The following is an 18555-nucleotide window of genomic DNA, read 5'->3' on the forward strand; positions in this document are numbered from 1 at the left end:
AATGAAACATTTCTTTAATCATATGTAAAATACCGCGAGAACGAATCTGGCATGGCCCATATGAGCTGTCAAGGTGACAAAACTTGAATGATGTTTTAGAGTAGGGGGAGAGAGGCGAAACTCTGGTTAAGGAGTGTCTCCAATATGATGTAGAAGGAAGGAAACAGGTTATGACGACACATGAATTATCGCCATTGGTTGCTGCGCTCAATATGCAGCCTCACGTTGAAGGCGGTTGGTATAAGGAAGAATGGAAGGCTTCTTATCAGATTCCACAGTCGGTTCTGCCGGATACTTATTCCGGCCCAAGATTCTCGGCAAGTTCCACGTATTTCCTGCTGCACGCACATGAAATCTCCGAGTGGCATACCGTTCTGTCCGATGAACTTTGGCTGTGGCATAGTGGCAGTCCGGTTGAACTGAAGCTGGGCGGCAACGGAGAGAACCCGGAGAACGAGGAAGTTCTTGTTCTGGGTATGGATATTGCTGCAGGTCAATCACCACAGGTGCTTGTTCCAGCGGGCGTATGGCAGACAGCACGCCCGTTGGGTGATGAGCCTGTACTGGTCACTTGCGTAGTCGCGCCAGGTTTCCACTTTGATGATTTCAAGCTGGTATCCAAAAGCGAATAGGGTTGCCTATGACCGATAAAATCCCGATTCGAGATGCTCAGCGCATCCGAATCGGGATTTTTTGGGGAAATGACTAATCCATTGGATTTTCGTTACTCATCCAGCTGTCCACATAAAACTCCTCATGATAATCTGGTTGTCCGGCGAGTTCTTTGAGCTTCTGTTCAGCTTCTTCAGCGGTAGAATATTCTCCAATAACTGCTGTAAACTGCCCAGTGGACGTTTTGAGGAAAGAGATGTCCTCACCCGGATAGGATTCTTTAATTATTCCCATCGATTCTCCAAAAGGCATTGATTCTGTGCGAAGCGAGTATACCTTCCGAGGGGTGACTGGATTGCCGTCGGAAGTCAATTTCACTTCCAGGTAGCCGGGGTTCTTGAATTCCGTGACGGCGTACTGTACCCCTTCTTTTAAAACAACGACGAATCCGACGGAGGAGTCGTCTAAAATCATGGAGCCATATACATCTTTCACCAAAGGTTGGGTCATAAAGTCGGCTTTGACTTTCTCTACATCCATGTAACGTGCACCGCTAAATGTGAAGAGGACACGATTCGGTGCTTCTTTGTGTTCGACATTATAAGAAGGCGCATCATTGGCCTGATCCTGTTCGTCGGTGCTGAAATTAATTTTAAGGGTATTTTCAGTTGCTTCTGAACCCACGGTTATCCCATCCGTAATCTTGCCGCCATCGCCGAATTGAAGCACCTGAACAATCGTTCCGACCACAGGTATTTTGACCATGGCGTTGGCGACAGTAGGAATGTTGATAATGAGCAGTAAAGCGGCACATGCTGCTAGACTTGAAGCGTAGCGAATGATACGGGATGAGCTTTTGCGAGCGGCGGCCTTTTGCTGGGCACGACGAATAACATCTGAAAGTTGAGCTGGAATTTCAATGTTTTCATAACGTTCTTTGCTAGTCATAGATCTCCAACCTCTCCTTCGATTAAATCCATTTTTAATTTGTTGATAATCCGATAGAATTTTGACTTCACGGTATTCTCCGACAGGGAGAGCACTTCTGCGATTTCTCGAAAACGCATATTACCAAAAAATTTTAATATAATATAGGCCCTATCTTCAGGCACGAGTCGATCCAGTGCATCGTACAGATCCATTTTCTCTTCCACGGATGCCCCTCGTTCTGGAGCCACAAATTCCTGTACATGATCCTCCATATAGGTCACTCGTTGATTCCGTCGAATATGATCTATCGCTGTGTTAATCACGATTCGTGACATCCAGGAATCGAAATAAGTCATGGTTTCCATTTTTCCATAAGCGATGAACCCTTTATAGACCGCTTCGGATACGATATCCAGCGCTTCTTGTTCATTTTTAACATAGCAGTACGCCAATCGATATAATTTATTCTGAATTGCTGTTATTTTTTCGCTGAACTGTTCTTCCTTTGTCTTTCTATGGTTCAGTCTAATCACTCCTGATCCCCCCATGATAAACCTAAATATTCAAGTCACTGCTCGTTCCAGGCCTGGATTCCATATAAGTGCTTGAGTTCGCTTGACACTCGTTAGACTGATGAGGAGATCAAATAGTTTTAAATGGTCAGAAAACTTTTTTTGGGGCAGAAAAACGGCACTGAGTAGGATAGCGGGCCTCGCCTCTATTCTTAACTACGAATAGATTGTCTATAACATCACATGACAAAACACCCGCTCCTCTAAGGTCGAGGGCGGGTGTTATCGAATTAAGATGTTTATATTAAAAATTAAAGTTGTCGGGATCAGAACCAAAGCGTTTGTTCTCGTTCAGTCCGTTAATCTGCTCTACTTCTTCTGAAGTTAACTCAAAATCGTAGAGATCGGCGTTCGCGCGAATACGCTCAGGCGTGACGGATTTGGGTATGGTCACGATGCCGTTCTGCAGATCCCAGCGCAGAATGACTTGTGCAGGGGATTTGCTGTATTTGGCAGCGATGTCCTGAAGCAACGGATGATCCATCAGATGACCTTGTCCGAGCGGAGACCAGGCTTCGATCTGAATCTGATGTTTGTTGCAATACTCCCGAAGCTCCGTTTGAATCAGTAGTGGATGAAGCTCGACCTGATTAACCGCTGGTTTGACCGTGGCATCAATCATGAGGTCTTCCAGATGATGAATCTGGAAATTGCTCACACCGATTGCGCGGATGCGTCCTTCCTTGTGGAGTTTCTCCAGCGCTCGCCATGTATCTTTGTACTTGCCTTTGACCGGCCAGTGGATGAGATAGAGATCCAGGTACTCCAGTTCGAGTCGTTCCATACTTGATTCGAAGGCGGCCAGTGTGGATTCATATCCCTGATCGCTATTCCACACTTTCGTAGTAATGAACAGATCTTCACGGGCTACTCCAGATTCACGAATACCCTGAGCGACACCTGTTTCGTTGTTATACGCTTTGGCTGTATCGATGCTGCGATACCCGGCTTGAATGGCCGTTTTGACAGCATGAACGACTTCGTCCCCGTCTTTAACTTTGAATACTCCAAAACCCAGCCATGGCATTTTGACTCCGTTATAGAGCGTGGTTGTGTCCTGCACATGTTTCATGGTCCGAAATTCCTCCTCTGATTGATTCATTGTTCCACTATGTAATTACCCTGCTGTTCAGCAGCCAATCCATATAGGAGGGCCGTTATGATGAATTATACTAAATTATTCCTGGTATAGGAAAAGGGAGCGAACCGTTTTACGAGGTAAACACCATAAATGTCCTTTTTTGGCCAAGCACAGGTTTGGTTTTGACGCTTGTGGGTGATAAGATGAAGTATACGATATATGGAAGTCAAGACTTTTGCTATTGGAGAGTTTACATAAGAACAGACGAAGTGCGGAATCGGGTACAGGCCGGGCCGTGCGATTTAATGATAAAGGAGCAAGAATACAATGGCTAAACCTAAACAAACCAAAAAAGCAGCAGCCTGGTCTCTCGTGGTGATGGGAGCGGGATTTGCAGCATCCTTGCCGTTCCAGGGCGTTCCCGTGGGCAAGTTGCTGGTAGGATCATTTGAAGCGGGACTTGTAGGGGGACTTGCGGACTGGTTCGCAGTGACCGCCCTATTCCGTCACCCGCTCGGCATTCCCATTCCGCATACGGCTTTGCTGCCAAAAAATCGGGATAAAATGACCGAAGGTCTGGTCTCCGCAGTAGAGAATAACTTACTTAACAAAGACAGCATTACCGAGAAAATTGCAGATTTCAAAGCAGCAGAGACGGTGCTCGATACGTTGACACGTGAGCTTCACAATGACGGGATCAAGACCATGATTGATACACTCTGCAAACGAATTCTGGCGGGTCTGCCGTTAGAGCAGATTGCTCCACTCGTAGCGTCTGAGATCAAGTCACAGGCGGGCGCTTTTGATCTGGGTCCGATTCTGGAACGGGCTGCTCATCAGATGACAGAGCGGGGTTACGATGCCAAAGCACTGGACTATGGACTGAAGCAAGCCGAAGAGTGGCTGGTTAAACCTGAGAATGTGATGTTTTTGGGTGAAAGCGGGATGAAAGCGATCAGCGGCATTCAAATGAACGGATTGATGCAGTTTGCGATGAATGCGTTCCTTGGTTATATGAACGAGGAGCGTTTGGGTGGCATTTTGCAAGGATATCTCTTCGATCGGGTAGAGGATATGAAACGTGAAGGCAGCGCTCTAAGGTACAAAGTGCTTGATATGGTACGTACCCAGGCGGTGCGATTGGCCATGAGCGAGGCTATGCAAGATGGAATCAACGGCTGGAAGAACAATATGCTTGAGGGCTGGAACGCAGAGGAAACGGTGCTGAACAAACTCATTGAATTGAGAGACAAGGCACTCGCCGCGATGGAAGATGGACAGTATGTAGATACATATGCTCTGCCTGCCATTGAACGGGTATTGGTTGATCTGCGGTCAGATCACGAGTTGATGACAAGCATGAATGCCAAGATCGTAGATGGCGTCACAACACTGCTGGAGAAAAATCATTCCAAAATCGGTAACCTCGTGCGTGAAAATGTAGACAAAATGGATAACGCCTCCTTGATCTCAATGATTGAAGATAAGGTGGGGCAGGATCTGCAGTGGATTCGGATCAACGGAGCCGTTACCGGATTTATTATCGGGATTGCGCTGACCGCTCTGCGGATGGTGCTTGAGTAGGAACGTTAAGTACGGCAAAAAGGAGGGCCGCTCTTACAAAGAGCAGGCTCTTTTTGTCGTGCGTGGGAAAAATCTCATGTATCTGTTGCAAGAATTAGGAAACGGGGTAATGTACACCAAAGTACCCTGAATGAATCATATAGGAAGAAAGTTACATGAAAACGATTCTGTTAGCCGATATGGCTCATGTTGATTTTGTACTATGATGCAGGTAACAGATGAATAGGGTGTGCTTCACATATGGTGAACACCCTGATTCTACCCAGAGGAGGAATCCGTATTAAACGTGCAGGATGGTTGAAGGGTTTATTCACACTAATGATGGTGTTGACTATATTTCTGGGAGGTTGTCAGAACATGAATGCAAGTGAGAAGGAAGCGTTATACAAGGAAGCTGAAGCAACCGTAATTCAGCACTTCAAGCAGAAGTTCGAGCTGGATGTTGTGATTACAAGCAAAGAGTTGTTGCCGGAGATGGCAGTGTCCCAGATTGGGCTGAAAGGCCATGTGAAAGATCACGAAGATCAGAGTTTTGGCATTTCGTATGACTACAAAAAGAAGGTAACCAAGAACCTGGTCATTAGCCCTGAGATTGAAGAAGTGATGATGGCCAAGGGACATGATCCATACGCTAAATAAAGGGAGGTGTAGTTATTGAGTAACGGGTCCAACATTGATGATGAAACGTATAAAACGATGTCTGATCTGGCCTATCAGGATCAAAAGGCTGGAGACAAATTAACGGAACTTCCCGGATGGGAGGTCCTTGAAGGGACGGAAAGTAACAAACTTTCCGGTTTTGATGCCGTAACATTTTATAATCCCGAGACCAAGGAAGCCGTCATTGCTTATCGTGGTACAGAAGGAAGTGCGTCTCTGGATCGTTCGGTACCAGACTTCGTCATGGATGGTCGTATTGGGGGCGGAGAGTTGATTCGCAAGGGTCAGCAGGAGGCCGGGAATTTTGTTGATAATCTTACACCGGATTGGCTCGACAAAGGGGTCCAAGGCGTCAAGGATTTTACGGGCATATCCAAAGTGGAGAATTGGGCTGGTGACAGGGTAAGAGACGTGGAGAACTGGACCGGTGATCGCGTAAAAGATATTGAAAAAACCGTTTCCCCGACAGGCTGGGCCAATCAGATGTATCAATCAGAAGACTACGCAAGTCACATGCAGAACAAGCATAAGGATCTGAATTTCTCGATGACCGGACATTCCTTGGGTGGGGGAAATGCACAATATGCTTCTGCTTATACCGGAATTCCAGCCGTAACGTTTAGTGCACCATCGGTAATGGGCAATTTGACGCCAGAAATGCGTCGCCGGGCTGAAGCGGGTGAGTTCGACGGGCAGGTTGTGAACTATGCCAATCCCAGTGATCTGGTAGCCAGCGGAACGCTGGGCGGATATGACCGACATGTGGGATCGACGTACTACATTAATTCCAATTATGAGGATGCAAACGATGGAGTGGGCATTATTGATAAAGCCAAGAACTCATTTGGCGGAGAGAACTATCACAGTCTGGATCAATATAATTTCAAAAATGGATACATATCCAATGATCTGTATGATCCGATTACTGGAGAGAGAGTCCGCTATTCACCACGCCTTATGGATCACATGGGGCCGTTCAGCAAGAACCTCGGTCCGTTAGGTTTCAGGTCTGGCGGCGGTATGGCTCTTGGGGCAGGTGCATCCGGCTTGATTCAGGTAACGCCAGAAGAACTGAAAAGTGTCGCCTCCCGGTGGAAGCAAAATGCACAGCAATGCAATGCTGAGCTGAATCAGGTACGAAGCCGCATGGCTCAATACCTGCATACAAGCCGAAGTCGCAGGCTGGAGCCCATTGTTACCCAACTGGACGCGTCGATTCAAGAACTTAGCACATGGCATATGAAACATACCAGCCAGTTCCTGAACTTTATTGATGAGAAAGCAGATGCCTTCCGGCAGGCGGACGAGAGTCCGGTTCATTTTAATTAGGAACCAGGTTGGTTAATGTCGCTATCACGTACATGGGGGAGGGGAACGCAAGTGGGTGGACAATTGCTGGTGGAATTGAATGATCTTCGAATTGCGGAAAAAGAACTGACACAGCTGCTTGCCCGTCTGCAAGCCGATGAACAGGAAGCGAGGGCGCTATACAGTCGCCTGAACGATTGGAAAGGGCAGTCTGCTGATTATACAAGGCAGCAGATTGAAGAGTTTTTTGCGGGCCTGTCCAAACGTATTCAATCCATCGAAATGCAGAAGAAAAGCTTGCTGCAATATATTGAAATTATGATCCAGACGGATCAGGAACGCTAAAAGAGTGGTTGGCTGATGCCATATTGCGGATGGCACTCAGCATGGATAGACAAAAAGAAGCCTATGGTACATCGGGGTTGATCCCGTATGCCATAGGCTTCTTAGTTATCTCAAGTTATCGCGTGCTGCATATCGTTCTTAACGTTTTTTGCGACGTGTCGCCAATGCAATTCCCAGGAAGGAGAGGATCAGGGCCAGAATGGATACAATCAATGTGGCCTGTTGAAGCTTCAATGTACCCGGGTCTGTATCCGTGTTATTCGGCTCACCTGTAACGGTGTCGTTAAGTGCATCGCCCAGCGTAGTGTCATCGTTTGCTTTGCTATCATCGGTAGCTGCATTATCACCAGTGCCTGTTTCTGTACCTGCACTATCATGTCCTTCATTGGTAGTACCGGCGCTATGATGATCTCCACCTGCCGCAGCATTACCAGCAGCAGCCGGATCTTCACTAATCGTTGTGATACTGTGCGGGTTGTTGTCACTTGGTTGGCCTGTCCATTCTACGATGCTGCCATCGCTGTAGTATTGGAAGGCATCCCAAGCAACTTCAGCTTCGGTCTTCGGGTTCTGTGCAACAAAGTTGAATTGTTGGAATTGTCCTGCGATGATGCCCTCGTTATCGCCATCAACTTCCCATGTGATCGATGTGACTTCATTGGAGTCGTTCTTCTCGGTGGTGATTTTCCAGCCTGCCAGTGGCTGATATTGCTTGAATGCCACACCTTCGGGTACTTTCATGGTGATTTTGGTTGTAGGCAGATCTTTCTCGGATGGAATCTTAATCGTGTATGTCTGCCATGCGCTTGTCTGTGCAACGGATGGGCTAACAGTAACGTGAGCGCTAGCGAATCCGGCGAATAGCATAAATGCTGCGGTACCTGTTGCGATAGTGGATGTTAGTTTGGAAATCCATGATGTTTTCTTCAAAATAAATAACCCCTCTCAGTTCTTATCATATATGATGCGGCCCATTTTCTTAAATGAGTGTCTACGTTCTGCAAAGGCCGTTTCGGTTACGAATGGTTCTTTCGATCACCGTTATTCCCGGAATTTATTGATTCCACTATATAAATCAAAATAAAGATGGTTTACACATGCACTTCGATGACAGAATAACCCTCCAATCGCTGTTATCCCCAGATTTTTTGATTCCCTTTTCTCATAGGGGAAAATCTGGTGATAAAGGCGAACGCTTCGCTTTTTCAGGTTTTTTCTGTCCTCTACGTTTCAGTGTAAATAATAGTTTAATTTATATAGTAATAAGTTGAGATCCAGGAGTAAAGGCGAGTGCTCCGCTTCTCCAGAATCAATTTCGTTCCCTTCACTACATTTGCAGTTCGTAGAAACACTAATTTTAGATTGGGTCACTTTTCAATATCAACGTTGTGTAACTATGGTTTGGCAGTGTCGATCTCGAATTCGGCATCCAGTGCATCCAGCGTTTTGGTCAGCAGATGTACCTTGATATTCCAACGTCCAGGCATGGAGATGTAATCTTCAGCCTTGTATACACCGGTGTCGTTTTTCGGAATGGTGATCTCATAGATCCCCATATCCATGTCCAGATGTGTAAGTGACAGTGTGATCTGTTCCAGATCATTAACGATACTGCCATCTGCACGTTTCACATCAACTTCGAATTGGTTCTCTCCCGTCACATTGGGACTCACCTGAAGTGTGATCGCCGAGCCATCATCTGTAGTCTTTGTCTCCTGATACGGTCCAACTGCTGCTGGTTGCCCCGGTGACAGATGTGTCAATACGGCGGCTAGAGCGAGAATTACAGCACCAGTAACAAGCTCGGCTTTCAGGCTGCCGGATAATCTGCTCCCTGTTGCTGCTCTAGCGAGTCGCGCATGACGCCATGCCAAGATAACCATCACAATCAACAGGACGATCTTGCCGATCAGCACAAGACCATAGGCTGTAGTGAACAAGGAGGTCAGTACCGGCGCTGGTAGAATAATCAGACTGCTATATATTCCTGTAGCCACCAGAGCGGCTACGGCGCCGATCCCCCAAGCGGTGAATCTACGTATGGCAGTCCAGTAGACTTCTCCTCGCACCTTCGAAGGCAGCTTGTCGGCGAGTGGAGGCAGACATATCGCCATGGCAGTCAATGCACCAATCCAGAAAGCGGCACCGATCAGGTGCACGAAGTCCATGGCAATGGCGAGAGCGCGTTGATCCGCCGCAGCCGGATGTCCCGTCATGGCATGAGTGAACAGCCATCCAAGCACGAGCACGAGTGAGCCGTAAGAAGACCAGATGCGAGCACGGATGGATCGATCGCGATCATATCCGGAGAGAATCGTGACGGCCAATAGCATGACAATGAGCATCTGTAACATCCAGATCTGACCAAAAGATGTCAGTTTGAGCGCACTCCCGATCAGTGCCCAGCTTAGTTCGCTCAGAGCCACACCAGATTCATATAACGTATTCAGTGGCAAGCTGACCAGAGCGGCAAAGGAAGCGGCAGCATAGCTGATCCATAACAATCTGTAGCTACCCGGAACGTCCATAGGTTCTCTTGTCATGGATGTTGGTGCGATTCGCAGTAGCAAGAATGCAAGTGTCCCCAGGATGACAGACAATCCGAGATACTGAATCCAGTCTGTCAGGGATACGATCCATTTCAGCGGTCCACCTGTTGAACCAGAACCAGATGTAAGATCACTGAGTCCAGCAGGAGAACCAGAAGGTTCTCCGATATGGAAAACATAGGCGCCTTGAATCGGGTGCCCATCGGCAGATACCGCTTTCCAGTTGACGGCATAAGTCCCGTTCTCGAGTCCGGCCTGCAGGCCAGTCTCAAGAATATGAGGGCGGTCCGCATCGATCTGTACATTTCCATCGCCTGCCTGAGTACCGTCAGGCCCGGTAATTTTGATATCATAAAAAGCCGTCTGCAAGGATTCGTTGAACTCCAGCGTCAGCCGCTCCGGAGCCGTTACGAGTATCTCGTTCTCTCCTGGCGAAGCCTTAACAATATAAGCATGGGCAGATGCCCACTGTGGCATAACAAGGCAGCACACAAGCAACAGGCTGGTGATCAATGCCCAGTGCCGTTTGCCCCATTTCAGGGTAAAGCTTGTCAAAATCAAAAAATCATCACCCTCAGGTTATAGATTTGTAGTCATTCCTGGCCCTTTATACACAATCTATCCCATTATAACTTTGTCCAAAATGACTGCGTATGACTACATTGGGCTATAAAAAAACGATTTGGTCTTCATAATTGTGACAAAAGCATGAATGTGTATGGTGCAGAGCGCCATCTCGTCTCCTGTTACAAATCTCATATGGGTATGCGATACGTTCGTGCTACCATTCACATATCACCACGAAGCTGCGCTATTTGCGAAGCTTACGTCCCGCAAGCCCACTCTCTAGCGCATAGCGGGTGAGTTGTACCCGGTTTTCCAGCTGGAGCTTCTGCAAAATGTTTTTTAGGTGATTCTTCACCGTCTGGTCTGAAATACCGAGCTGATCAGCGATCTCCCGATTGGTGTATCCCGCGGATACCCATTGCAGAATCTCAAGTTCCCGCGCCGTAAGTGGATTATCTTGCACATCTTCACTGCGTGGTGCGGGAAACTCCTGCAAAATCCGGTAGGCCAGTTCCTTACTGAGCGGTGCATCGTCGCTGACGATGGCGCGCAGGTATTCAAGCCAGGTAGAAGGCGTCAGATTTTTGAGCAAATAACCTTGAGCACCTTGCTTCAGTGCTTCGAACAGGAAAGTCACATCATCCGATACCGTGACCATAACAACAATAACATAAGGGAATCGCAGCTTGATCTGACGGGTGGCTTCCAGCCCATCCATCTCCGGCATCTGCACGTCCATCAGGATCAGGTCAGGCATCCATTGTCCGGTAAGCTCCAACGCTTCCTGTCCATTCGAAGCTGTACCAATCACTTCAAACAGGCTGTCCTCGGATAAAATGCTACAGATCGCTTCACGCGCATGCGCATGATCGTCAACAACCAATACACGTACATGTTCCATACTAAGCATGCTCCTTTCCTATCGTCATTCGTGTATGCCCCGGTCTTGAATCGAGGGTAAAAGACCAACCCATCTCGGCAGCACGTTCCTTCGTAATTCGTAGTCCGTACCGATCCTTCAGATGAAGAGGATCTCCGCTTAGTCCATTCCCATTATCCTGAATATAAATGAACCAGGCAATTGGGTTACCCTCCGCATGAACCTGAACGCGGGTAGCCTGTGCATGTTTGCGTACATTCAGTAAACCCTCCCGGATACAGGCGAGCAGTTCCACTTGTTCCTTGGCAGAGAAGGTTATACCGTTCAGATCCCAGTGAATCTGTGCGCCGGGTACGGTTTCCATCACGAGCACTTCGACCTGTGCATGCAGTGAAATAATCTCGGGTGCCGCGGTAGAGGAGGGAACATAGCGCAACTGAGCAATCGCTTGCCTTACATATGTATTGACTTCATGCACGGTTTTTTGAATCTCCTGGATCTCATGCTCATGTCCGCTCCCTGCCAGACTACGGCCCGCTTTATCGGTCTTCACGGACAGCAGGAAAAGAGACTGAGATATGCCATCATGAAGTTCTCGGGCCAATTGGTCACGAGCTTCCAGAGCTGCTTTCGCTGCGCGTTCCTGCTCCAGAGCAGCCCTAGCACCTTCGAGCATGTGGAACAATCGGCTGAGCAGTGTCACGCTGACGAGATAAACAATGACGGGGGTTAACCAGTTCCCGGCGTCCATCGAAAGGTACGGCATCAGAAACTGATGGCGAATATATTCCCAGATGCCAACCGTGAATGTGGGGATCAGCAGAATCATCCATTTGATTTGTTTATAGGACATGAATGCAGAACTCCTTTGACCTAGGATTAGCTTAATAAGGTAATTTATTTATACAGGGATGGGATCATTATAACGCAAGCTTGTCCAAGACCCTAGTCTGTGTCTTTGGAGAAAGCTGGGGAGGATCAGGGAGTATTTAGAAGGATATCTAAGAATGACAAGGGGTGAAATGTTGTCACGCTAGTTGAGGGTTGGTGTGAACAGCTGAGGAAGGCTGAGTCCGTTTTCCCTATCGGAGAAGGTCCTCTATACTTATATAGAACGTGAATTCATTACAAAACATGTTAAGGAGTGAAGCAACAACATGAGTCAAGAAGTATTGGAACGTCGCAGTGAATTGCTCAAAAAGAACATTCACCAGATGCTTGTTCAAGACAATCAGCACGGTATCAGTCGCCAAGACAACATGTTTTTGCAGCAGATGATCAAAGAGCTGCATCAGACCTCACATGAACTGAATACCAAATCTTAATGTAGAATCTGCACGAGAATGAAGCTGTCTGGTGTACGATTCATTCCATGAAAATGAAAATGGCGCTATCTCCGATCAGACCGGGGATAGCGCTTTGACTTTTTAAGAGCATACATAGAAAGCTTCATTATCTTAAAGTAACTGTTGTTGAGCGGTTCTTTTCTCAATATATCGAATGAATAACTCGGCAAGCTCCGGATCAAACTGCGAACCCGAACATGCGCGCAGCTCCCGAATGGCTTCCTCCACGTTCTTGGTCTCCTGATACGGTCGCTCTGTCGTCATGGCATCAAAGGAGTCAATGACGGTCAACATCCGGCACAGCCGGGGAATCTCGTTACCCTTCAGGCCGTAAGGATAGCCCTTGCCATCATAGCGCTCGTGGTGAAGTTCAATATACGGAATCAGATCGGCGAAGCGATCGTTCGTGATCACCATTTTTTTACCCCAGGTGACATGTCCCTTGATCGTTTCCCATTCTTCTGCGGTGAGCTTGTCTTTCTTGTTCAGAATAGACCAGGGAATCTCCAGTTTGCCGATGTCATGAATCAGTGCTCCCAGCACGAAACGGCGTTTCTCCGCATTGTCCAGTGCAAGCAGTTCACTGATATCCAGTGCATATTTGTAGACCCGTTTGGAATGTTTAAACGTATCCATGTCCTTGTATCTGAACAGATTGAGCTGTTGCTCGATGTCACGAACGTCCTGTACCAGATCAATCTCGTGTTCCATGCCATCATTGCTTCCGTGGCGGTGCACGTTGTTTTTGCCCTGTTTCTTCGCGTAATACAGTGCTTTATCCGCCTGATCCACGAGTTGGGATTTATTATACATATCCACCTGATAGGGTGCGACGCCACCCGAGAAGGAGAGACAACCGTGCGGAAACACTTCAACGCCTTCAAACGGCGTGTCATTTAGTTGTTTGCGCAGCTTATTCATAAACTTGTAGGATTCGTCCAATTCCATTCCTGGCATGAGAAGTGTGAACTCTTCCCCTCCATAACGAAAGGCGGTAACAGGTGTACCTTCGGTCTTTCGCATTAGAAAATCCCCCAGCAGGGCCAGCAGACTGTCGCCTTGGAGGTGGCCAAACCGATCGTTATACTTTTTGAAATCATCGATATCAATCAGTCCCAGACAGAGCGGTGTTCCCTGCATACGAGCGGCGGTCAGTTCATTTTCCAACATACTTTCAAAATAACTATGGTTGAAAAGACCTGTGCGTTGATCCGTGTTAGCTTTCTCCTCAATGGTCTGATACATGACAAACAATTGCTTGAATGCATGGGAGAGCAGAATACTGAGACTTAAGTACAACAACAGACCGAGCACGCCATTGTGTACAACCAGAATCGTCAGGACAAGCGCCAGAATCAGCGTACATAAATAAACCAGCAAGGATTCGGTAACAAATGCCCGCTTCATCTGCTGTAATGCATCTTTCGTTGAGAAATGAAAGAATAAGCCAAGTGTAATCGTGTTGATGATGAAATAGGCCGCAAGCGCTGCAAAATAAGGAAGCAGATTATAGCCGTCCAGCGTTCCCGATTGCCCGCCAGTCCACTCAAACACGGCAGCTGCTCCCGTAATCATGAGACTGTAGATGCTGAAATTGACAATGTGTTTCCACCAGGTGAGCTTGCGCTCTTTGATTAACAGAATGATGGAGACAGGAAGCAGTACAGATAAACTGAAAGCTCCTCCAAACATGAATATACAGGCAAGGTATACCGATGAATCCATGGATTGCTGATTGCCTTTGGGTGGAATCTGAAACGTGAAATAATCCAGAATTAGCGCCGCACCCAGCATGGTATAGACCATGACCCAATCCGCCGTGGTTAGATGAAGGTAAGACCACTTGTTCATGTACAGAAAAACACCGATCCCGGTACAACTAAGCAAAATAACATACAGACTGCTTCGATCTGCCTTATGGATAAGGTTACGAATAAAGTTCATAAAAAATCTCCTGCTTGGGTTTAGTCTACTCTTGATGTGTATATAATGGGTGTTCTTGTATAGGGATATACTATATAGACGTATAACATACCAATTTGCCTGGCAAAAATCCAGAAAGAAAAAACAGGCCGCTGGCAGCCTGTTTGTCTTGTTTGGCGGTATGGATACTAGCCGCCCAGCTTGTATCCCGAAGTTAGTGCTACAACGACAGAAGCCACGATGATTGCGTTGATGACAATGCGGGAATATTTCACACCTTCAAATTTTTTCATGGAGAAGACCTCCCTTCCTTGGAGTCTACCTGGTTCTCGTCAAGCCTGATGAGTTTTAGCAGGTTGCACAGCCTTTTTGTCCCGATTCACCATCATGTACTGGATAAAAAGGAATATGCCAACGTTCATGACTACATCACCGATGCTGATAACTTGAGTTCGTGGATAAGGGCTGGAGAGTGGGATGATATCACCGAGAAAAGGCAAACGTGTAGACGCATCCATCATAAAATGCTTCGATACGGCTCCGCCTTCCCGGAGCATATCTACATAGTAGGGTCCCAATACAGCGGAGGCTTCCACAGAAACCGGCATACGTCCACCGTTGACAGCCATCACGGCAAAATTGAGAAACACACCAATCCAGATGAGCATAAAACCGGTATGGTGCCTATTGAGCCACAAAAATGCGAGCCCTGTAATGTAGACGGCAGCAAAGAGATAACCATTAATAGATGCCACCCATTCGAATCGTTCCTGCAGATAGAAAATAAAGAACTGGATTAGAAGCAATACAGGGAAAATCCAGCCACTTCGCAACTTGAGTGATGCAAACTGATGGAGCCCATGCCGCAGCCCGCCTCGAAAAAATCCAACGATCAAGCCGAGTAAAATACCGTCATATACCATAAGTAACTCCTGTTCATGCGGAGATGTGCAATAGGATTGCGTGTTTGTGTACATAAAGGATTCGACCTGATATTGGTAATTCCTGCATGAGAAAAATGATTTTTTAGAAGAAATTTGCAAAATGCTGAACAAAAAACCGTCTTTACGAACCAAAGGGTCGAAAACCCTGATGAATTCAGTAAAGACGGTTACTTATAATGGCAAAATACGAGCTTTAATTCGGTTGGAAATGGAATTTATTTTATTCGGAACCACCGTTCAGATAGTTGAAGAAAGGCTGATCCACCCAGAAGTCATATGTTGTAATGTCTGCATCAGGAGCGAGTTTCAGGAAACCTTCCCGAATGGATTTGGCATTTTCCTTCAGAGAGAAGGACTGAGCATAGTAATTGCCAAGCGCGATCTTATTATTGGAAATGACCGGATAGTTGGCCAATGCCGTTGGTGAGTAATACAGTGGTTGCCACCAGGAACTGAGAATCAATGGTGATGTAGTGTCACTGTTCTTCTTGGCATATTTCAGAACAATATCATTGAAGCGGACTTTGTCTGCCACATTGTTGAACTCGAACTGAATATCATACTCCTTCGCAGAGGCAATATAGTTACCGTTCTCGATCTGTGTCACTTTATAGTCTGGTGTTTCCTTCGGCTCGCCCCATTCCTTCAAATAAATGAAGGCAGATGTCTTCGGCTGGAATTGTACATCGGCGTCAATGCCTTCGCTACGTAGCAAACCAACCAACTGTACAGCATGTTGAATGTTATCGTGGCCGTAGGTAAGTGTCAGTTCATCGATAAAGTTGGAATCAAAACGGCTATCCTTCAGATTATAACCTGTGACGAGATCGTCTCGCAGGGCCTGATCCACAATCTTTCTCAGCTCAGGTGATTCGATCAGATCCGCTGTGCGATATGCAGCATACAGTTTGGAATAGATGTCCGCATCGCCGGAACGTCCAATCTCATGTTTGTATTTCCCTTGACTGACCAGAACACGTCCAAGCAAAGTATTAGCGAAATCTTTACTTGCTACGCCACCCTTTAGGAGAGCGGGGTACAGATTTTCGGGAATCAGGCCTGTATCGATCGCTGCAGCCAGTTCCTGTGCGGCTTGTCCCTGAACACGGTTCGGGCTAATGCCAACTTTGGCAAGTGCTTTGGCCGTTTTCTCGGCAGGATATGTATAAGCGAGTTCCTTGAATCCGGCTGCTTTCACCGCGATGAAGACGGCGGCATAAGTGCTCAGTTGATCCTTGGCACGTACTTCTGTACCTGTAATAACCCCACTATTGAATAAGGAAACGGCAGCATCATAAGAAGAATCACCAGAGGCCAGATCGGTAAAGATAGGAGCTTTGGCTTCACTGTCACTTGCTTGAGTGGCTTCCGTAACGGCTGCAATGGCTTGAATGAAATCACCTTTGGTTATCTGTTGCGGCAATTGAATATTGTATTTTGCTTGCAAGAATTGAGCAAAATCCGCTGCGCTTTCCGTATAAGCGACTGGAGCCTGAGCTAACGGTCCTTTGACACTTTGTGAAGTGGTTGGTTTAGCCGGAGTTGCAGATGCTGCAGAAGCAGAAGCGGGCAAGCTTAGACTGCCGAGTGTTACCGGAGCGGCGAGCAGGGCCGCTAACGTGATCTGGGTGATTTTTTTCAAATGAATAGCCTCCTTAAAATGGGTTGGAAAATAAGTAGCTTTCGGTTATAATTCTGACAAATCCTATCAGAATAGAATAATTGGATTGACTTTAGCACGGAGACGCGCTGGATGTCAACGGAAAAAAAGCTTGCTATAAAGCGGTTTCCAAAGCTTGGTAGAAAGCAAATCATCAAATATATTCTAATTGAGTGTATACGCTCAAAGATTTATTGACAAGGATCGACAGTATCCGCTAGGATAAGAAAAAAGAATATTGAAAAGGGGTATTTTCAAAATGAAAAGAGGTTTATCGTTCGTCTTATCGATCATCATGTTGGCTATTTTGTTGGCAGCTTGTGGGAATTCGGCTTCCAAAGACGAACAATCCGCCCAAGGCAGTGATTCGGAGAAATCTCTTCGGATGGCCCTCGTACTTCCCGAAAAAATAGGGGTTAACCCTTTCTTTGTACAGATGGATGAAGGCTTCAAAAAAGCAGGCGAAGAATTCAAAGTAGACACCAAGACAATTGAATCGACAGACCCGGCAGCATTTGAACAAAATCTGCGTGCTGCGGTTGCCGAGAATTATGATCTGATTATTACAGCCACTTTCCAGGCAGAAGATGCATTGAAGAAAGTCGCTGCAGAAAATCCGGACAAGTCCTTTGCAATTGTAGATACAACCGTGGATCTGCCTAACGTACGTAGCGTTGGTTTCCGTGAATATGAAGGGGCGTACCTGCTCGGTGCAGCCGCTGGATTGTCCACCAAAACAGACAAAGTCGGCATGATCGCAGCAATGGACGTACCATTGATTAAGAAATATACAGAAGGTTTCAAAGCGGGATTGGAATCCGTAAATCCTGATGCAGAATTCCTCGTGAACTATGTAGGTGGATTTAATGACCCGGCCAAAGCAAAAGAATTGGCATTGGTGCAATTCGGCAAAGGCGCTGATTTTATCGCTGGCGCATCCGCTGTAGGTGATCTGGGTGTGTTCGAAGCAGCGAAAGAAAAAGGCTTCTATACTTCAGGTCAGGATACGGACCGTACGGTTGAAGACCCCGAACATATCGTATTGTCTCAATTGAAATCAACCGATACCGTTGCTTATGAGACTGTGAAAGATTTTGTAGAAGGCAACTTCAAAGCAGGTGCAGTGAACTATGGCTTGAAAGAAGACGGTGTGGGCCTGACTTATGTTACACGTGATAGCGAATCCCCGCTGAATGCTTTTGTTGGACAAGAAGTAATCGACAAAGTGAAAGCAATCAAGGATGATATCGTATCCGGTAAAATCGTAGTCAAAGATCCATTGCAACAATAGTTTTGAATTGTTCTTTTCAATGAATGAGTGATGGAATGGATCAGCCGGCTGCCCGATCAGGCAGCCGGTTTTGCTGCTATTAAATGACCAGTATATGTTCAACTTATCGTTTACACGATAACGAAGAGGACAGAAATAACCTGAAGAAGCTAAGCTAAAAGCTTTCTGAAAGAAAGCTACTTCGGAAGCATACACCTCGCCTTTATCTCCGGATTTTCCCCTTTATATAAAGGGAATCGAAAAATCTGGGGATAACAGCGATCAGAAGGTTGTTCTGTCATCGTAGTGGCGAGTGTAACCTTT

General features: G+C 46.7%; 17 protein-coding genes. 7 read left to right on the forward strand and 10 right to left on the reverse strand.

The features are described 5' to 3' along the window. Positions 1 to 170: 170 nt before the first annotated feature. Complete coding sequence (locus NLBNIHML_RS19540) at positions 171 to 632, forward strand: cupin domain-containing protein (protein ID WP_017691032.1); 462 nt, start codon at positions 171 to 173, stop codon at positions 630 to 632. Between the two features lie 73 nt (positions 633 to 705). Here NLBNIHML_RS19540 and NLBNIHML_RS19545 read toward each other — a convergent pair whose 3' ends face one another. The 3 genes from NLBNIHML_RS19545 to NLBNIHML_RS19555 form a co-directional block, all read right to left on the reverse strand. After that, positions 706 to 1560, reverse strand: coding sequence for a hypothetical protein (locus NLBNIHML_RS19545; RefSeq protein WP_494352559.1), 855 nt, complete (start codon positions 1558 to 1560; stop codon positions 706 to 708). Then, a complete protein-coding gene (locus NLBNIHML_RS19550; RefSeq protein ID WP_494352560.1) occupies positions 1557 to 2075 on the reverse strand; it encodes a sigma-70 family RNA polymerase sigma factor in 519 nt (172 codons plus the stop codon). Before NLBNIHML_RS19550 ends, NLBNIHML_RS19545 begins: the two co-directional genes overlap by 4 nt. 283 nt (positions 2076 to 2358) lie before the next feature. Further along, the gene (locus NLBNIHML_RS19555; protein ID WP_494352561.1) at positions 2359 to 3186 is read right to left on the reverse strand and encodes an aldo/keto reductase; all 828 of its coding nucleotides are present in this window, start codon (positions 3184 to 3186) and stop codon (positions 2359 to 2361) included. Positions 3187 to 3522: 336 nt separating this feature from the next. On the opposite strand from NLBNIHML_RS19555, the gene NLBNIHML_RS19560 reads away from it, so the two are divergent. From NLBNIHML_RS19560 to NLBNIHML_RS19575, 4 genes are all read left to right on the forward strand, one after another. After that, on the forward strand, positions 3523 to 4779 hold the full coding sequence (locus tag NLBNIHML_RS19560; RefSeq protein WP_339258491.1) for a DUF445 domain-containing protein: 1257 nt from the start codon (positions 3523 to 3525) through the stop codon (positions 4777 to 4779). Positions 4780 to 5136: 357 nt separating this feature from the next. Then, positions 5137 to 5418, forward strand: a complete 282-nt coding sequence (locus NLBNIHML_RS19565; RefSeq protein WP_143786547.1) for a hypothetical protein — start codon at positions 5137 to 5139, stop codon at positions 5416 to 5418. A 57-nt stretch (positions 5419 to 5475) separates the two neighbouring features. After that, complete coding sequence (locus NLBNIHML_RS19570) at positions 5476 to 6768, forward strand: Tle-like phospholipase domain-containing protein (RefSeq protein WP_445252956.1); 1293 nt, start codon at positions 5476 to 5478, stop codon at positions 6766 to 6768. A gap of 51 nt (positions 6769 to 6819) precedes the next feature. Then, a complete protein-coding gene (locus NLBNIHML_RS19575) occupies positions 6820 to 7092 on the forward strand; it encodes a hypothetical protein (RefSeq protein ID WP_091018402.1) in 273 nt (90 codons plus the stop codon). Positions 7093 to 7230: 138 nt separating this feature from the next. Here the strand turns inward: NLBNIHML_RS19575 and NLBNIHML_RS19580 are convergent, their stop codons facing one another. The 4 genes from NLBNIHML_RS19580 to NLBNIHML_RS19595 all read right to left on the reverse strand — a co-directional run bounded on the left by NLBNIHML_RS19580 (position 7231) and on the right by NLBNIHML_RS19595 (position 11941). Beyond that, a complete protein-coding gene (locus tag NLBNIHML_RS19580) occupies positions 7231 to 8022 on the reverse strand; it encodes a YcnI family copper-binding membrane protein (RefSeq protein WP_494352562.1) in 792 nt (263 codons plus the stop codon). A gap of 464 nt (positions 8023 to 8486) precedes the next feature. Then, a complete protein-coding gene (locus NLBNIHML_RS19585) occupies positions 8487 to 10202 on the reverse strand; it encodes a copper resistance CopC/CopD family protein (RefSeq protein WP_494352563.1) in 1716 nt (571 codons plus the stop codon). Between the two features lie 250 nt (positions 10203 to 10452). Continuing rightward, on the reverse strand, positions 10453 to 11109 hold the full coding sequence (locus NLBNIHML_RS19590) for a response regulator (RefSeq protein WP_150365287.1): 657 nt from the start codon (positions 11107 to 11109) through the stop codon (positions 10453 to 10455). 1 nt (position 11110) lies between these two features. Continuing rightward, the gene (locus NLBNIHML_RS19595; protein ID WP_339239228.1) at positions 11111 to 11941 is read right to left on the reverse strand and encodes a sensor histidine kinase; all 831 of its coding nucleotides are present in this window, start codon (positions 11939 to 11941) and stop codon (positions 11111 to 11113) included. Positions 11942 to 12245: 304 nt separating this feature from the next. Here NLBNIHML_RS19595 and NLBNIHML_RS19600 point away from each other — a divergent pair, with 304 nt between their 5' ends. Beyond that, entirely contained in the window at positions 12246 to 12413 is a 168-nt protein-coding gene (locus NLBNIHML_RS19600; RefSeq protein WP_017691019.1) for a hypothetical protein, read from the forward strand. Positions 12414 to 12545: 132 nt separating this feature from the next. On the opposite strand, the gene NLBNIHML_RS19605 is transcribed toward NLBNIHML_RS19600, so the two are convergent. The 3 genes from NLBNIHML_RS19605 to NLBNIHML_RS19615 form a co-directional block, all read right to left on the reverse strand. Continuing rightward, positions 12546 to 14378, reverse strand: a complete 1833-nt coding sequence (locus NLBNIHML_RS19605; RefSeq protein ID WP_494352564.1) for a bifunctional diguanylate cyclase/phosphohydrolase — start codon at positions 14376 to 14378, stop codon at positions 12546 to 12548. Positions 14379 to 14689: 311 nt separating this feature from the next. Beyond that, a complete protein-coding gene (locus NLBNIHML_RS19610) occupies positions 14690 to 15280 on the reverse strand; it encodes a DUF5317 domain-containing protein (RefSeq protein ID WP_339261285.1) in 591 nt (196 codons plus the stop codon). A 241-nt stretch (positions 15281 to 15521) separates the two neighbouring features. Beyond that, complete coding sequence (locus tag NLBNIHML_RS19615) at positions 15522 to 16943, reverse strand: hypothetical protein (protein ID WP_494352565.1); 1422 nt, start codon at positions 16941 to 16943, stop codon at positions 15522 to 15524. Between the two features lie 277 nt (positions 16944 to 17220). On the opposite strand from NLBNIHML_RS19615, the gene NLBNIHML_RS19620 reads away from it, so the two are divergent. Continuing rightward, positions 17221 to 18252, forward strand: coding sequence for a BMP family lipoprotein (locus tag NLBNIHML_RS19620; RefSeq protein ID WP_017691014.1), 1032 nt, complete (start codon positions 17221 to 17223; stop codon positions 18250 to 18252). Positions 18253 to 18555 lie beyond the last annotated feature (303 nt).

The organism is Paenibacillus sp. JNU01, assembly GCF_059130585.1.

Excerpts from the sequence above, each read along its gene's own strand:
- NLBNIHML_RS19555 (WP_494352561.1), bottom strand. The coding sequence starts at position 3,186 with ATGAAACATGTGCAGGACACAACCACGCTCTATAACGGAGTCAAAATG.
- NLBNIHML_RS19605 (WP_494352564.1), bottom strand. The coding sequence starts at position 14,378 with ATGAACTTTATTCGTAACCTTATCCATAAGGCAGATCGAAGCAGTCTG.
- NLBNIHML_RS19565 (WP_143786547.1), top strand. The coding sequence starts at position 5,137 with ATGAATGCAAGTGAGAAGGAAGCGTTATACAAGGAAGCTGAAGCAACC.
- NLBNIHML_RS19620 (WP_017691014.1), top strand. The coding sequence starts at position 17,221 with ATGAAAAGAGGTTTATCGTTCGTCTTATCGATCATCATGTTGGCTATT.
- NLBNIHML_RS19545 (WP_494352559.1), bottom strand. The coding sequence starts at position 1,560 with ATGACTAGCAAAGAACGTTATGAAAACATTGAAATTCCAGCTCAACTT.
- NLBNIHML_RS19540 (WP_017691032.1), top strand. The coding sequence starts at position 171 with ATGACGACACATGAATTATCGCCATTGGTTGCTGCGCTCAATATGCAG.
- NLBNIHML_RS19600 (WP_017691019.1), top strand. The coding sequence starts at position 12,246 with ATGAGTCAAGAAGTATTGGAACGTCGCAGTGAATTGCTCAAAAAGAAC.
- NLBNIHML_RS19610 (WP_339261285.1), bottom strand. The coding sequence starts at position 15,280 with ATGGTATATGACGGTATTTTACTCGGCTTGATCGTTGGATTTTTTCGA.
- NLBNIHML_RS19570 (WP_445252956.1), top strand. The coding sequence starts at position 5,476 with ATGTCTGATCTGGCCTATCAGGATCAAAAGGCTGGAGACAAATTAACG.
- NLBNIHML_RS19590 (WP_150365287.1), bottom strand. The coding sequence starts at position 11,109 with ATGGAACATGTACGTGTATTGGTTGTTGACGATCATGCGCATGCGCGT.
- NLBNIHML_RS19560 (WP_339258491.1), top strand. The coding sequence starts at position 3,523 with ATGGCTAAACCTAAACAAACCAAAAAAGCAGCAGCCTGGTCTCTCGTG.
- NLBNIHML_RS19595 (WP_339239228.1), bottom strand. The coding sequence starts at position 11,941 with ATGTCCTATAAACAAATCAAATGGATGATTCTGCTGATCCCCACATTC.